Raw genomic sequence first — 15,019 nt, 5'->3', positions numbered from 1 at the left:
GTAGTGACAATAAGTTACTGGGCGTGTACCCAGGTTCCCACCTAATTTTGGCTGGCATCAGTGGCGCTATAGACCACCTTGACGCGTTTCGCCAGTTGATTATGAAGGCTCAGGCCCTTCACGCCGCAGCGCCGATCACTCTGCTCCGTGCAGCTCTAGAAGAAGCTGGATTGGCCCTTTGGCTGACCCATCCCAGCAACCAGCAAGAGCGCTTGTACCGCGCACTCAGAGCCCACCACCGCGACATGCGGGACCGGGTCGGATACGAGACCATCAAACCGTCGAATCCCGGACCCAAAGGAAAGACCGCATTGCAGCGCTGTGAAGAGATTCGCGATCTCGCGGTCGGCCTTGGGATTGATAAGAGCAAGGTAGCTGCAAACCTGAGCGCTACTGCAGTCATCGGGGGAGCGTGCACCGCCGTGGGTGCCGTCGGCGCGGACGGGCTGAGGCTGTGGCATCTCTCTTCAGGCCCTTGCACACGGCAGGCACTGGACTGTCATGCACGGGTATGAACTGCGCGGCCTAAAAGATGCCGGCGCGGGGATCGCCGAGCTGCAGATTACTGGGAATGAGGATGTCGTGACACGCATGACAAAACTGAGTCATGCGCTCGTGAGGACAGCCCTAGCGCGATACCAGCACATGTCACAAACACCCTAGGCGACCCCTGACGGCAGCCAGGAACCGGCCGAGCGCAGTCTCAAAGTTGGTCTCATCCGCCCACGTTTGAGGACGTTCAGCGAGGTTGCGAGTCCTGTCATCCACGCTCCCGCGACCTTTGCAAAACCTCCCTGAATTCCGAATTGGGGGATTGAACAGCGTGTTGAGTCTCTTGACTCAAGCAAGTGCTGCGACGCGAGCGAGGATCTCATCCATCCCAGTACAGGCCCGTTCGCTGGGGTCCGCCTGACCCGGTCGTCAGGCACAGCAAGCATTTCTCGGATCCCGCTGACGTGTAGCTATCAACTCCATTTGTGAAGGATCTTCCACTCCTCCCGCCGAGCCTGACGTTTTAGACGTTGGCGGCGAGCTCTATGCTGGGGAATCCCAAGATCTGTTCGCATCTCCATTGTGAGCGACTCAAGGCACTCTTTATAGATGAGCCAAAGGTCGGAGCGATGGAGACTTTCATTGGCTTCAGGCATGTCACTCGCGGCATCTGCGCGCTCACCTAACCGGTCGAGCGCACTGTTCCACGCAGTCTGAACTTGCGGATGCGCGAAGAGTTCGACCCGATCGGCAAGTCCCGCTGGGCTGATTCCCTCGATTGCGCGCACTTCTCCACTAGTCAGATAGCTGTAGTACGCGCGCAGTTGGAAATTGTAGGCATTGAGCATTTCCAGGTAGAGCGTTTCTACTCGGGCGTTGTGCCGAGAATTGCGGTCTTGTCGCGAACCGCTGCGATAGGTCGCGTACATGCCAGCCAGGCCCTAGCACGTAGGGGCCAGCCTCTTTCACCAGATCGACGGCGATGCTCATCGGCTAAGGCTAGAGCGTAGGCGGATCCGCCTCGACCCGATCGAAGGCTAGAGGCGCAGACAGGGGTCTCAAAGTGGGTCTCATCCGTCCCAGTGCAGGCCCGTTAACTGAGGTTCACCTCAGCCAGTCGAAGAGCTCCGCAGGCACTCTCGGATACCGTCGGACGGCGGTATGACGACCCACCGAGCGGCCGCAGTGCTGTTTTTGCACGCCACAGACCCAGGTGTCAGCCCGCACCTCTTTGCCTACTCCTTGACTCTTTCCGGGGGTCACAAGCCGCTTCAGCCTCCACCGCGAACGGACTTGATGACGTCAATCAGCGCCTGGAGCGTCGGAGCAATGTCTGTCAGTCCTTGCTGGGGTTCCTTAGATGATGACGGAAGCTCAGAGAAGACCCGTCTGCCGAAGACTCCCCGCAACTCCTCTCGCTCAGCGACAGTCATGTCTGCTGAATATGCACTGAGGGTTTTTAGTTGAACCGACATGATCGCGGCCCACCGTCCTGCGTTCCGATGCTGCGCCGACTCCCGGGCAAGATAGGCAAATGCTGCGAGTCCGGATACCGCTATACCGAGGTGGGCTAACGAAGAACCGAGACTCGGAGGCAATTTGGTTGCACTATAAATGGAGAACGCCATGACTGCAACAAGCAGCCCAATCGCTGCTCCTCGGAAATAGTTTGCAGATTTGATCTCAGTTTTCTGATAATCATTGAAAGCTGACGCCAACTCACCATCGGCCACGACGCCCGCCGCCTGTTGAACATCTTCAACAATTAGATTTACCTTCGTCCTCGATGCAACGATTTCTTGCTCTAGGCGAGTTCCATTCATGGAGGATTTTGCGGCAGAGTAGAGGCTGTTCAGGTCAGTTTTATCCCAGCCGCGTCGGTCAGCCAAGGGTAACAAGTTAACTAGATGCTCTGATAGATACTCGTCAACCTGGACCGCCAAGTCATAAGCTGCATCTATGGGCCACTCTTCCGAATTTGGGATAGCTCGCGCCGATTCCAAGAAGGCGTACACAACCCCCTGATCGAAGACGCTGAAGAGCGATTCCCCCGCTTCGGTACGCAGGTCAAAGGCTCCGTTGAGCCTCTGTAGTGCATCTAGTGGAGCGTTTCTGAAGTTCGGTGACGGTTGGCTTTCTTGAGGATCTGGTCTGGGGTCTTGGTCCAGACGAAGGGGTGGCAGCGGTCGTTCCAGCCGGTGATGAAGGCTCGGATCTTTGTGTTGAGGTCTTTGACCGAGGTGAAGGTCCCGCGGTGGATGGCTTGTCGTTCGATGATGCCGAACCAGACCTCGACCAGGTTGAGCCATGACCCGGAGGTCGGGGTGAAGTGGACCTTGAACCGGGAGTGCGCGGCCAGCCAGTCACGGACCTCGGCCCGTTTGTGTGTGGCGTAGTTGTCCATCACCAGGTGCAGTTCCTGACCGGTGCCGTCGTCGGGGTAGGCGCGGTCGATCTGCTTGAGGAACGCAAGGAACTCCTGGTGGCGGTGCCTGGGTTTGCAGGCCCGCGGTCACCGTGCCGGTGGCGATCTCCAGTGCCGCGAACAACGTGCTGGTGCCGTGCCGGACGTAGTCATGGGTGCGGCGCTCGGGAAAACCAGGCTGCATCGGCAGCATCTTCTGAGTCCGGTCCAAAGCCTGGATCTGCGACTTTTCGTCGACACACAACACGATCGCGTTGTCCGGTGGCGCCAGATACAGCCCGACCACATCAGTGACCTTGGCGACCAACTCCGGATCGGTGGAGAACTTGAACGTCTCACTGCGCCACGGCTGCACCCCATAGTCACGCCACGCCCGCGCGACCGTCGCGTTGCCGACCTTGAGCCGCACGGCCAGCAGCCGAGACGACCAGTGCGTCACCCCCAGCCGCTTCGGCGGCGGCTTCAACGTCTCGGCCACGATCATCGCGTGATCGATCTCGCGCGGCCGGCCCACCCGTTCGGCATCATCCAGACCCTTGATCCCGCTGCGCACGTAGCGCTGCCGCCACCCGATCACCTTCGGACGAGACAACCCCACCTGCTCCGCGATCGCCGTATTCGATACCCCACCCGCAGCCAGCAACACCACCCGCGCCCGCAACGCCAACCCAGCACGAACCGTCGTCGACCGCGTCAACGACACCAACCGCTCCCGATCACCCTCACGAAGCACCAACGCGGCAGCAGGACGGTTCGCCATACCCCATTCTGACCCACCACCAACCGTTACCTAATTAATGACACGCCCCACTAGCAGCCTACGATGGCCAGGGCGCGCATCCATCTCATCGTTTGACGGCGCGAACGCTGCAAGTTCGCTGATAGCCCCGGCCAACCGCCCTTGGAATAGTTCGCGCGCAGCCTTAATGCCTTCTTCTTCCATAGACGTAGATCTTGCCTCGAATCGCTCGCAACTGCACGCACTTCGCTGTCGCCGCGCTGCCCATCGTGGGCACCACTTCGGGACCAGGAGGGCCAGTCTCAAAGCTAGTCTCATCCGCCTACGTTCAGAGCGGTTCAGAGAGATTCTGGGCCCCCTCATCCACGCTCAGGCGGCCGTTGCAGAACCTCACCGAATGCCGAATCGGGGGATTGGAAAGCGTGTTGGGGGCAACCCCTCACGAGTTCGAATCTCGTATCCTCCGCCACTCTGCTGAGTGGCCACCCGATCGGTGTTTCCGCTGGTCAGCGCATGATGTGGTCACTTACAGGGGACGAACACAAGGTGGGCCGGTCGCGATGCGACCGGCCCACCTTTTTCGTCAGGGTCTCGATCTCAAGCGGCGCTTCAAGCTCGAAACCCCGCACGACTGGCCACGGATCCAGCACGCCGGCCCGGTCGTGGAACCGCAGCGGGCGGCCGAATGTCCAATCCATTCACCCTGGCAGGATCGATCGAGTGATCACTGACGCGTGGGCCCGCAAGAACAGTGGAGTCGGTCACTACAACCACGGCGACGTCGTACTGCGACGGTCGCGCCGCGGTCTCGCCGTTACGTGGGTACAAGCCACACGAGTCGTACGCGATGACGAGTACGGCCTGCTGTTGTGGCTACCGGTGGGCTCGGGATTCGGGTGCCGCGCTGATGATCAAGGACAGGCGACACGCGAGGAGCCGATCGACGTCGTCGTGGCACGTCCGCTTGTAGCAGGCGAGTGGAAGGACAACAGCGTGCTGATCTGGAATCCGGCCGGTGCCGCGCACTCGTTGTGGTGGTTCTTCCATGCGAAGCGTTTCACCGGCTGGTACGTCAACCTGGAGATTCGCGGACCGCGCTGGAGCGACGGTCAGCGCTGCGGCATAGATGTCGCCGATATGGGCCTCGACGTCGTCGTCGATCCCGACCGGACTTGGTGCTGGAAGGACGAAGACGACTTCGCGGCTTTCACCGACGCCCCGGGCTACTGGACCGCCGCACAGGCAGTTGCCGCCCGCGCTGAGGGGCGGAGTGTCATCGCACTGGCCGAGGAAGGCAGATTCCCCTTCGACGGGACCTACTGCGACTTCGTCCCCGATCCCACCTGGTCGCTGCCGGAGCTACCGACGGGCTGGGACCTCCCGCCTACTTAGTCGGCACCTGTCCTGGAGTCGCGCTGTCCCAGGTGTCCCAATGTCACAGACATGCCTCTGACCAGCGCGGATGTCTGAGACATAGTAGATCGGGCCTGTCCCAGATGTCCCCAGTGCAGACACAAGGGACCCGCCAGCAGTCTCAGCACGTCTGTGTATCGAAGCGCACCCCTTACCGCCATCAAGTGGTGCGATTCAATACATGGATCGGTCGGCTTGCAGTTTGTTGAGGTGGTAGGACACCAGGCTTTGCGGCTGACCGAGCAGAAGGGTCAACTCACGAACGCGGCCGTCGCTGCGTGACAGTTCTCTCAGCAGCCGCCATCGCACGTCATGCTCCGCCAACCGCAGGAACGTCGGCGGCGGGTCGTCCGGACCTGTGTGTGGAACGTTCACGATCACCAACTACGCATCAACTCGGATGAATGGATCAACTTGAATTGATGGAATGTCGGGATGGGATCCGGAGAGCACGCAGGGGGAGGCTGGTCTCGGCCGATGACGAGGTACGCACGGTGCCCAGGGCCTGGGCACCCTGCCCGTCGGGACGCGGGAGGCATCCTCGCCCGAGGCGACGCACCGGTACGAGCCGGGTCGCGATGGTTGCTGTGGGCACCAGCCGGGCTACTGCCCGCAGCGCCGGCAGAGTAGGGGTGACGGCTCTGCTCGTCCCATTCGCGGTCGAGTCGCACTCTTCGCAGGACTGGCTGCGCTCGTGACGCTGTTAGCAGTACTGCCTCAGCTGGCGAAGCTCAGCCGGCTGAAGTCTCCGTGAGGGCTGCGCGGGTGTCGTAGTTCGCGCGGGCGGCGGCTACTTCCTGCTGGTGAGTCTCGGTCCAGGTGACCAGGGACTGAATGGTGGCGTGGAGCGTGACGCCCAGCGGGGTGAGCTCATAGTCGACGCGTGGCGGGACGACCGGGTAGACCGTACGGCGCACCAGGCCGTCGCGTTCCAGTTGGCGGAGCGTCACGGTGAGCATGCGCTGGCTGATGCCGTCGATCGTTTTCTTCAACTCGGTGAAGCGCAGCTTGCGGTTGTCGAGCAAGGCGATCACCAGCAGGGACCACTTGTCGCCGATCCGATCCAGGATCTGCCGGACCTCGCAGTCCTCGCGGGTGTCCCACTGGAATGCATCCTCGGTGCAGCAGGAGTGACTCGGTTCCTTTGAAGTGCCTTCTTCCATAATCCCCGATGGTTCCTGAGGATGAGATCAGTTACAAGAGGTAACCGACCCCCACTTCGAGGAACCGGAGCAATTCCGTGTCATCAACCACCACTCAGAACCGGCTGACCGGCCGGGCCTGGGCTGTTCTCTTCGTCCTCTGCGGCGCGATCTTTCTGGAGGGCATCGACGTCTCGATGATGGGCGTCGCGCTGCCCTCCATCCGGGCCGAACTCGGCCTGTCCACCAGCGAACTGCAGTGGGTCGTCAGCGCCTACGTGCTCAGCTACGGCAGGTTCGTCCTGCTCGGCGGCCGGGCCGCGGACCTGCTCGGCCGGCGCCGGATGTTCATCACCTGGCTGATCATCTTCCTTGCCTTCTCCGGCCTCGGCGGCTTCGCGACCGAAGGCTGGGTACTGATCCTGGCCCGCTTCGTCACCGGTATCGCCGCCGCTTTCATGACCCCGGCCGGCCTGTCGATCATCACCACCACCTATCCCGAAGGACCACAACGCAACAAAGCCCTGCTCGTGTACGCCGGTACTGGGGCCGCCGGCTTCTCGCTCGGCATGGTGGCTGGTGGGCTGCTCACGGCGATCGACTGGCGCTGGGTCTTCTTCGCGCCGGTCGTGCTGGCCGCACTGATCCTGGCCGGCGCGCTCACCCTCCTCCCCCGGGAAGTTGCCCCGGGCAAGCAGGAGAGCGGCTTCGATCTCGGCGGCGCGGTCAGCTTGACCGCGGCGATGCTCCTGCTGGTGACCACGCTGGTCCGCGCGCCCGACGTACCAGTGACGCAGACGGCGATCACGGCAATCGCCGGCTTGCCGCTACTGGCCGCGTTCATCGGGATCGAGCGACGGGTGGCGGCGCCGTTGATCCGGCTGGGCATTCTGCGCAACGGTTCTCTGGTCCGGGCCAACCTCGGCGCGGTACTCCTGGTCGGCTCCTTCGTCGGCTTCCAGTTCATCGCGGTGCTCTATCTGCAGGAGTTGCGGTCCTGGACAGAACTCCAGACCGGACTCGCGCTGACGGTGATCGGGATCGACTCCGTCCTCGCCCCGACGTTGACGCCCTGGCTGGTGAATCGCTTCGGCAACGGCCGGGTGATCTTCGGTGGATTCACCTTCGCCGCATTGGGCTATGCAGCCTTCCTGCCGCTCAGCGCACAATGGAGCTACCCGGCGATGCTCCCGTCGTTCATCCTGCTGGGGCTGGCGTTCTCGCTTGCCTATGGGCCGCTGACCATTGCCGCTACCGACGGGATTCCCGAACAGGAGCAGGGATTGGCGGGCGGAGTACTGACGACTTCGTTCCAGTTCGGTTCGGCGCTGGGACTCGCCGTGGTCGCCGCCGTTCTCGCCACGGCGGACGAACTGACAGTGGAGGGCTTCAGATCCGCGTTGCTCGTTCCGCTCGTGGCTGCCGGCCTCGGCCTGCTGATCGCATCGCCCGGATTGTTGAGGTTGCGCCAGCATCCGGACCCGCTGTAGGGCGCGCTAATCCGACTCGGCCATCTGTGCCTGAAATTCATATCGGGAGCGATGCTGTATGCCCCGCCGGATGACGATGCGTACTGGCACGATCCAGCAGACATGGAACTGCTAGTTCAAACATCAGTCACTCGTGCCGCATTAGTACTACAGCCGTAGATCATGATCGCGTTCCTGTCGTGCTTGGTACCGCGCACATCCCGCCCACCACCGTCTCATTTGTGGCTCATTCGCAGGCGTTCGGGACAGTTCACCACCGCTTCGCCGACGCGCCGGGCAGCCGTAAAGCCATCCCCTGAACCTTGCCGAACACAGGTCGAAGGAATTGGAAAGCGTGTTGGGGGCAACCCCTCACGAGTTCGAATCTCGTATCCTCCGCCAGCTTTCCAGAGGCACAGAGAACCACGTTTCCGCAGGTCAGAGCGTGGTTCATCACCTCACAGAGCACAAATCGTAAACCGGCCCAGTCGCATCAGCGACTGGGCCGGTTCCGTAGGTAATCTCAATTGGCCCGATCAGGCGATGGCTCCTGTGATTCAGCGCGCGCGGCGGTAGTGCATGGCCACCGCGCCGTTGCGGAGCGGCTCCGCCGAGAGCAGCTCGAGCTGGCGCGTGCCGGGCAGCCCGCCCTGGTACAGCGTCGGGCCGTGGCCGGCGATCCTGGGATGGACGAGCAGCTTGTACTCGTCGATCAGGTCCAGCCGGTCGAGCTCGGTCGCGAGCTTGCCGCTTCCGAGGAGGACACCGGCCGGGGTCGCGTCCTTGAGCTTCTGCACGCCCTCGCGCAGATCGCCGGCGATGTGGTGGCTGTTGGTCCACGGGAAGTCCGTGCGCGTCGACGACACCACGTACTTGGGTTTGGCCTCCAGCTTGACCGCCCACTCGCGCAGGGCCGGCGGCGCCTCCTCGTCGCCGCGGGCGACGGCCGGCCAGTAGCTCTCCATCATCTCGTAGGTGACGCGACCCCACAGCATTGCCCCGCCCTCGTCCATGAGACGGGTGAAGAAGGCGTGCGTCTCGTCGTCGGCGATCCCCTCCTGGTGGTCGACGCAACCGTCCAGGGTGAGGTTGAGGCTGAAGGTGAGGAGTCCCATGGCCAGCGACTCTAACGCCACTACGGCGTCGCGGCCCACGCGCGGGCGCGCGCCTGCGCGTCGGGCTCCTTCCGGTTCCGCGTGTGAGCAGCACGCCGGGTCGAGGTTTGCGCAGGTCAGGGCGTCTGGGCCGCCGTGTGAGCCGCTGGTGTGAGCCGGGCATCGGCTCGCACGCTGGTGCGAGCCAGGTTCCCCTGGCTGGCTGCCCCGCAAGACGCAGACCTGGCGTGCGGGCCGGCCACGGAAGTCGCGGGGCCGAGGTCCCGACTGGTTTTGTGAGGTCGCCAGGTCGACTCCTGCGCTGCGCAGGCTGCCTGGTAGGTCGTTGGAGAAGGTGTCACGGCTGAGCGTGAGGTGCTCGGGGCGAGCGTACGTAGAACGTGCCGGCTGATACACAGCCCTATGCCTCACCGGTTAGGAGCGTTGACAGGTGGTCTGCGTAGTTGACGAGGGGGTCCAGGTGGGGGCCGGTGCGGGCGATGCGGAAGCCGTGGCGGCGGCCCCAGAAGGCGGCTTGGACGGCGTGGAGTTGGGACCAGCGTTGGGTGCGGTCACGGTCAAGTTCGGCTGCTTCGGTGAAGGCGTCCAGGAAGCGGTGTACGCCTTTGGCCAGGTCGTCCGATTCGAAGAAGCTCAGTGCGCGGACCCTGAGGAGGGTGCCGCCGTCGTAGGCCGGGTCTCCCGCGTACCCCTTCGGGTCGACGGCCAGCCACGGCTCGCGGCTGGCGCGCAGGATGTTTCTTGCGTGGAAGTCGCCGTGGATCAGGGTGTCCGGCTGGGTCGGACCTAGTTCGCGGATGGTCGCGAGGGCTGCGTCCACGACGTACTGCGGAAGTTGGTGGTCCAGCTCGGCGGCATCGCGGAGCAACTGGTCCTCCCAGGCCTCGGACTCGTCCCGCAACCGGGGCAGGTCGGGCGGAGCGGGTATCGCCAGTCGGCGGCTGATACGGCCCGCGACCGTCGCGACCTCATCGTGATCCTCGACCCCGGCCAGCGTCGACGCCTCGGCCCGCTCCAGCAGCATCGCGTACTGCGAGTCGTCGCGCTCGTACAGCCGGACCGCTCCACGCCCGTTCCACGCGGCGAAGGCGTCCGGTTCATGAACGTTGCCAGGATGCGGGAAGGACACCTTCAGCGCGCCGCGGCCTACCGGCACGATGACCCCGACACCCCCGTGCATCACCGAGCCGTCCTGCACGCAGCCCCAGCGCTCGAGCAATTCGTCGACGATCCCCGGCAGCTCAGCGAGCCAGGCCGCGCCGGACTCACCTTCACGCTCGACCGTGCTCCGCGCAAACGCCTCTGGTATGCCGACCATTCGCGCACCCTACGCGCCGGGCGCGGCCAGAAATCGCGACCGACGTGAGTTGGTTGCCGGGTGCACCCAAACGAAAAGGCAAGGAGAAAGCTCTCCCTGCCATGTCTAAGTTATAACGCACAGGGGGACTTGCCGCAAGGCCCCGTTCCGGGCGCACAATCATCGGCTGTAGCTGAAATCTGCCGGACACTGGGGAGTCGCAGAGTGCGTGTTTTGTTGTCGACGTACGGGTCAAGGGGAGACGTCGAGCCGCTGGCGGGGCTGGCGGTGGAGTTGCGGAAAGCCGGGGCGGAGGTGGCCGTGTGCGCGCCGCCGGATGACGACTTCGTACGCCGGTTGGCCGCCGTCGGCGTAGAGCTGGTGCCGGTAGGGCCGTCAGCGCGGGCCTGGACGAAGGCCGCTCCGCCGTCGTCGACCATGTCCCAGCGGGCCGCGTACCTGATCGCCGGCCAGCTAGAGGTGATCCCGGAGGCGGCCAAGGGCTGTGACGCGATGGTCGTGACCGGCATGATGCCGGCCGCCGCGGGCGCGCTGTCCGTGGCCGAGAAGCTCGGAATCCGGTCCGTCTCGGTGACGTTCCAGCAGCTGACCCTGCCGGCGCCGAACCACCCGCCACTGGCCTATCAAGGCAGGCCGTTCCCGCCGGAGGTGACGAACAACCAGGAGCTGCGGAAGCTGGATGCCCAGAGCAACAATGAGCTGTTCCGGCAGGTGCTCGACACCAACAGGGAAACGATCGGTCTGCCGCCGGTGGACGACGTCCGCAACTACGTCATCGGCAACCGGCCGTGGCTTGCGACGGATCCCACCTTGGACCCCACGGAGCTAGACGTCGTACAGACCGGCGCGTGGATCCTGCCCGACGACCGCCCGCTCCAGGACGACCTGGAGGCCTTCCTCAAAGCCGGTGAGCCGCCGGTCTACGTCGGCTTCGGCAGCATGCCCGTGCGCCAGACGGACGCGGCCCAGGTCGCCATCGCGGCGATCCGCGCTCAGGGCCGGCGCGCGATCCTCAAGAGCGGCTGGGCCGATCTGGCCCTGGTCGACGACCAGGACGACTGCATCGCCGTGGACGAGGTCAACCAGCAGAAACTGTTCGGGCGAGTGGCCGCCATCGTGCACCACGGCGGCGCTGGTACGACGACGACAGCGACCCGGGCCGGCAGGCCTCAGGTGGTTGTGCCGCAACTGGCGGACCAGCCCTACTGGGCCGGTCGAGTGGCCGAGCTCGGAATCGGTGTGGCGCACGACGGCGCGATTCCGACCGTCGAGTCGCTGTCGGCCGCGCTCGAGGCCGCGCTGGCCCCCGACACCGCAGTACGGGCCGCCTCTTTGAAGAACGAGATCCGAACAGACGGCGCAGCGGTTGCCGCGAAGCTGCTGCTTGAAGGGAGCCACTGAGATGACCACCAGTGCGTTCGACCTCCCCGAGAACCTGGCCGCCAAGGCCGACCCGACCCTGATCGCCGGCGACGAGTCGCACTTCGCGGCGATCGCGGAGAGCCTCGAGCAGACCATCGCCGAGCTGTCCGACCGTCTCGACGAAACCCGCAAAGCCCCTGGTGGTGAAGGCCAGGCGGCCTTGGATCGCGACCTGGAGATCCACCGGCTGACCACCAGGTTGCGATCCCTGCGACGCTTCGGGCTCGACCTCTGCCTCGGGCACATGGTCGACGCGGAGAACAACGAGACCCTGTACGTCGGGCGCCTCGGCCTCACCGACAGCAGCGGCCGCCTACTCCTGATCGACTGGCGCTCCTCCGCGGCCGAGCCGTTCTTCGGCGCGACCCATGCCAACCCGATGGGCCTGGTCAGCCGACGCCGGTACCGCTGGACCCGCGGCCGGATCAGCGACTACTGGGACGAGATCTTCACCGACGACGGCCTCGAAGGACACGCCGCGTCGCTCGACGACCAGTCCGCCTTCATCGCCAGCCTGGGCAGCAACCGCTCGCCCCGGATGCGCGACGTCCTCGGCACCATCCAGGCCGACCAGGACGCCATCATCCGGGCGAGTTCCCGTGGCGCGCTCGTCGTCGACGGCGGCCCTGGTACGGGGAAGACGGTCGTCGCGCTGCACCGTACGGCGTACCTCCTGTACTCCGATCCGCGGCTCGGCCACCGGCACGGCGGCGTACTGTTCATCGGCCCGCACCAGCCCTACCTGGCGTACGTCGGCGATGTCCTGCCCAGCCTCGGCGAGGAAGGTGTGCAGACCTGCACCCTGCGGGACCTCCTCCCGGAGGGCGCCACGGCATCCGACGAACGAGACCCGGAAATCGCCCGTCTGAAGGCCACCGCGGACATGGTGAAGGCGATCGAACCAGCGGTGAAGCTGTACGAAGAGCCGCCCACCAAGCCGATGACGGTCGAGACGCACTGGTCCGACATCTGGCTCAGTGCGGCCGATTGGTCCGAAGCGTTCGGATCGGCAGACCCGAGTACTCCGCACAACGAGGCGCGCGACCAGGTCTGGGAGGAGTTGCTCACGATCCTGCTGGACAAGCACGAGGAGGCGTACGAGGACGAGGACCTCTCGATCGACCTGGTGCGCAAATCCCTTGAGCAGAACGAAGATCTGATCGATGCCTTCAGCAAAGCCTGGCCGCTGATCGAGCCGACCGATCTCGTCGGGGACCTCTGGTCGGTGCCCGCCTACCTGCGGATGTGCGCTCCTTGGCTGAGCCCCGATGAGGTCAAGTTGCTGCAGCGCAAGGACGTTCAGGCCTGGACGACGTCCGACCTCCCGCTTCTGGACGCGGCGCGGCAGCGACTCGGCGACCCGGAAGCCTCCCGGCGGAAACGCCGGCAGAAGGCTGCGGCCGCGGTCGAACGCGAGCGGATGGCCGATGTGATCGACAACATCATCCAGGCCGACGACGACAACGAAGGCTGGGTGCCGATGCTGCGCGGGCGCGACATCCAGGACAGCCTCATCGACGTGAGCGGGCTGCCCACCGCCGACCCGGATCTGCTGGCCGGACCATTCGCGCACATCGTCGTGGACGAGGCGCAGGAACTGACCGACGCGGAATGGCAGATGTTGCTGCTCCGCTGCCCGTCCCGGAGCTTCACCATCGTCGGTGACCGCGCCCAGGCCAGGCACGGATTCACCGAGTCGTGGCAGGAACGGCTCGAGCGGGCCGGGCTCGACCGGGTCAACCTGGCCTCGCTGAGCATCAACTACCGGACGCCCGAAGAGGTGATGGCCGAAGCCGAGCCTGTCATCCGCGCCGCGCTCCCGGAGGCCAACGTGCCGACCTCCATCCGCAGCAGCGGTGTCCCGGTCCTGCACGGATCCGCCGGAGACCTCGACTCGATTCTCAAGACCTGGCTCGCCGAGAACGCGGACGGGATCGCCTGTGTCATCAGCGCCGGCGGAGAGGACACCTTCCGTACTACGTCCCGCGTGCGCTCGCTGACGCCGGAACTGTCGAAGGGGCTCGAGTTCGACCTGGTCGTCCTCATCGACCCGGATTCGTTCGGCGACGGCATCGAGGGAGCGGTCGATCGCTACGTCGCGATGACCAGAGCGACCCAGCGGCTCGTCATCCTCACCAGCGCCTGACGTCGGGGCCGCTGCGCGGGGTACGAAAGAGTTTTGACGGACGTGTCGAGATGCGTCGGTTCCGTTCGACGTATTGATGAGAGGCCGGCAAGGAGCCGGTCCGCAGACACATCGGAGGTTGTCAGGAGCAGCCCGATGACCATGACTCGTACCGCCACCCCGCGCAGCGGCTCCCTGGCCAAGACCGGTTTCGCCGCAGCAGCGATCGCGACCGTCGCCACGTCCGTCGTCGCCGCTGTCGGCCACGCCGCCGGAATCAGCCTCGACAAGGCCGGCGAGCCGATTCCGGTCGCCGGGTTCGCCACCTTGACCGCGCTCTTCTCCTTGGTCGGGCTGGCGCCGGCCGCGGTACTGGCTCGCAAGGCGCGCAGCCCGCGGCGCGCATTCGTCCGTACGACGATCGCCCTGACCTTCCTCAGCTTCGTTCCCGATCTGCTGTCGGACACCGCCCCGGCCACGAAGGCGCTGCTGATGTTCGCCCACGTCGTCGCCGCCGCGATCGTGATTCCCGCCGTCGCGCGCCGTCTGCGCTCCTGACCCGAGCGCTTGCCCGGGATCGGCTATTGGCTGCTGGGTCGGCGCAGACTCGCCGTCTTCTCCGCGCTCGTCTCCGTCGTACTGGTGTCAGTCCCGGTGGCGGTTGCCCGGCCGTGGTCCGAGATTCTCGTGGTCGTCTGGTGGGTCGCCGTGATCGTCCACGTTCCTGTTCCCGGTGACGACCAACGCGGCTGATATCGCCGCATTGACGGCGGCAACCCGGCCGGCTGGCACCACCACCCCTGCCGTACTACGAGTCGCTGTTGGCCGCGGTCTGGTCCGTGGCCGGTTTCAGGCAGTTCGCGATCATCGACAGCGCCATGAAGGTTTCGGTGTCGTCGGCTGCCGGGGCGGGTAGCGGCGAATCAGGAAGGGTCGCCGCGGCAGCCTGGGCCAGGCCGGCAGAGCCCCAGCTGCGGGCGACGTCGGCTTCGTAGTAGCCCTGGATCAGCGAGATAGCGGTGGGTGCGTCCGAGGCAACCAAGACGGCAAGGAGACAAGGCGCGGTGAGGCTGCCGTTGCTGGTTTCGAGGGCGTGCCTGACCGCGGCGAGCACCGATTCGTCGTACGGGTGTGCCAACGAAAGCCAGGCGCCGATCACCTGCTCTCGCCACCCGGACCTGAGCAAGTAGACGACCTGATCGGGCTCCACGGTGTCGACCAGCGCAGCAACCTCGGCCAGAACCGACGGAGCCGCTTCCAGCGCATTGATGCCCATCATGTGCTGATAGAACGGCACCACACAGCGCGCCCTGAGGTCCCCCCACGATTCATCGCTCACTCAACGACCCTAGATGGAGC

At 64.7% G+C, this 15,019-nt stretch carries 13 protein-coding genes, 1 tRNA gene and 1 pseudogene; 7 read left to right on the top strand and 8 right to left on the bottom strand.

Going from position 1 to position 15,019, the window contains the following annotated elements; genetic code table 11:
* Positions 1-965: 965 nt before the first annotated feature.
* The 3 genes and pseudogenes from F1D05_RS22695 to F1D05_RS22685 form a co-directional block, all read right to left on the bottom strand.
* Positions 966-1,421 carry a hypothetical protein gene (locus F1D05_RS22695; RefSeq protein WP_185442227.1) on the bottom strand — a complete coding sequence of 152 codons (456 nt, stop codon included), beginning with the start codon at positions 1,419-1,421 and terminating at the stop codon, positions 966-968.
* Between the two features lie 342 nt (positions 1,422-1,763).
* Positions 1,764-2,381, bottom strand: coding sequence for a hypothetical protein (locus F1D05_RS22690; protein ID WP_185442225.1), 618 nt, complete (start codon positions 2,379-2,381; stop codon positions 1,764-1,766).
* A 209-nt stretch (positions 2,382-2,590) separates the two neighbouring features.
* Positions 2,591-3,677: pseudogene (locus tag F1D05_RS22685) on the bottom strand (IS630 family transposase).
* A gap of 386 nt (positions 3,678-4,063) precedes the next feature.
* Here F1D05_RS22685 and F1D05_RS22680 point away from each other — a divergent pair.
* Both F1D05_RS22680 and F1D05_RS22675 read left to right on the top strand, forming a co-directional pair.
* Positions 4,064-4,125, top strand: a tRNA-OTHER gene (locus F1D05_RS22680).
* 251 nt (positions 4,126-4,376) lie between these two features.
* A complete protein-coding gene (locus tag F1D05_RS22675) occupies positions 4,377-5,048 on the top strand; it encodes a DUF402 domain-containing protein (protein ID WP_206685800.1) in 672 nt (223 codons plus the stop codon).
* Between the two features lie 195 nt (positions 5,049-5,243).
* On the opposite strand, the gene F1D05_RS22670 is transcribed toward F1D05_RS22675, so the two are convergent.
* Positions 5,244-5,378 (bottom strand): ArsR family transcriptional regulator, encoded by a 135-nt coding sequence (locus F1D05_RS22670; protein WP_246486888.1) that lies wholly within the window; start codon positions 5,376-5,378, stop codon positions 5,244-5,246.
* 422 nt (positions 5,379-5,800) lie between these two features.
* On the bottom strand, positions 5,801-6,232 hold the full coding sequence (locus F1D05_RS22665) for a winged helix-turn-helix transcriptional regulator (RefSeq protein ID WP_185442223.1): 432 nt from the start codon (positions 6,230-6,232) through the stop codon (positions 5,801-5,803).
* 77 nt (positions 6,233-6,309) lie between these two features.
* Here F1D05_RS22665 and F1D05_RS22660 point away from each other — a divergent pair, with 77 nt between their 5' ends.
* Complete coding sequence (locus tag F1D05_RS22660) at positions 6,310-7,701, top strand: MFS transporter (RefSeq protein WP_185442221.1); 1,392 nt, start codon at positions 6,310-6,312, stop codon at positions 7,699-7,701.
* A gap of 536 nt (positions 7,702-8,237) precedes the next feature.
* On the opposite strand, the gene F1D05_RS22655 is transcribed toward F1D05_RS22660, so the two are convergent.
* A complete protein-coding gene (locus F1D05_RS22655) occupies positions 8,238-8,795 on the bottom strand; it encodes a dihydrofolate reductase family protein (RefSeq protein WP_185442219.1) in 558 nt (185 codons plus the stop codon).
* Positions 8,796-9,195: 400 nt separating this feature from the next.
* Positions 9,196-10,113 carry an aminoglycoside phosphotransferase family protein gene (locus F1D05_RS22650; RefSeq protein ID WP_185442217.1) on the bottom strand — a complete coding sequence of 306 codons (918 nt, stop codon included), beginning with the start codon at positions 10,111-10,113 and terminating at the stop codon, positions 9,196-9,198.
* A gap of 204 nt (positions 10,114-10,317) precedes the next feature.
* Between F1D05_RS22650 and F1D05_RS22645 the strand changes: the two genes are divergently transcribed.
* The 4 genes from F1D05_RS22645 (at position 10,318) to F1D05_RS22630 (ending at position 14,413) form a co-directional block, all read left to right on the top strand.
* Positions 10,318-11,514 carry a glycosyltransferase gene (locus F1D05_RS22645; protein ID WP_185442215.1) on the top strand — a complete coding sequence of 399 codons (1,197 nt, stop codon included), beginning with the start codon at positions 10,318-10,320 and terminating at the stop codon, positions 11,512-11,514.
* A 1-nt stretch (position 11,515) separates the two neighbouring features.
* On the top strand, positions 11,516-13,681 hold the full coding sequence (helR, locus tag F1D05_RS22640; RefSeq protein ID WP_185442213.1) for an RNA polymerase recycling motor ATPase HelR: 2,166 nt from the start codon (positions 11,516-11,518) through the stop codon (positions 13,679-13,681).
* 135 nt (positions 13,682-13,816) lie between these two features.
* Positions 13,817-14,218, top strand: coding sequence for a DUF6069 family protein (locus F1D05_RS22635; protein ID WP_185442212.1), 402 nt, complete (start codon positions 13,817-13,819; stop codon positions 14,216-14,218).
* Positions 14,219-14,227: 9 nt separating this feature from the next.
* Positions 14,228-14,413, top strand: coding sequence for a hypothetical protein (locus F1D05_RS22630; protein ID WP_185442210.1), 186 nt, complete (start codon positions 14,228-14,230; stop codon positions 14,411-14,413).
* A 55-nt stretch (positions 14,414-14,468) separates the two neighbouring features.
* Here the strand turns inward: F1D05_RS22630 and F1D05_RS22625 are convergent, their stop codons facing one another.
* Positions 14,469-14,999 carry a hypothetical protein gene (locus F1D05_RS22625; protein WP_185442208.1) on the bottom strand — a complete coding sequence of 177 codons (531 nt, stop codon included), beginning with the start codon at positions 14,997-14,999 and terminating at the stop codon, positions 14,469-14,471.
* Between the last annotated feature and the right edge of the window lie 20 nt (positions 15,000-15,019).

Origin of the sequence: Kribbella qitaiheensis (assembly GCF_014217565.1) — a bacterium.
Taxonomy (GTDB): domain Bacteria; phylum Actinomycetota; class Actinomycetes; order Propionibacteriales; family Kribbellaceae; genus Kribbella; species Kribbella qitaiheensis_A.
This window is presented reverse-complemented; position numbering and strand designations above follow the sequence as displayed.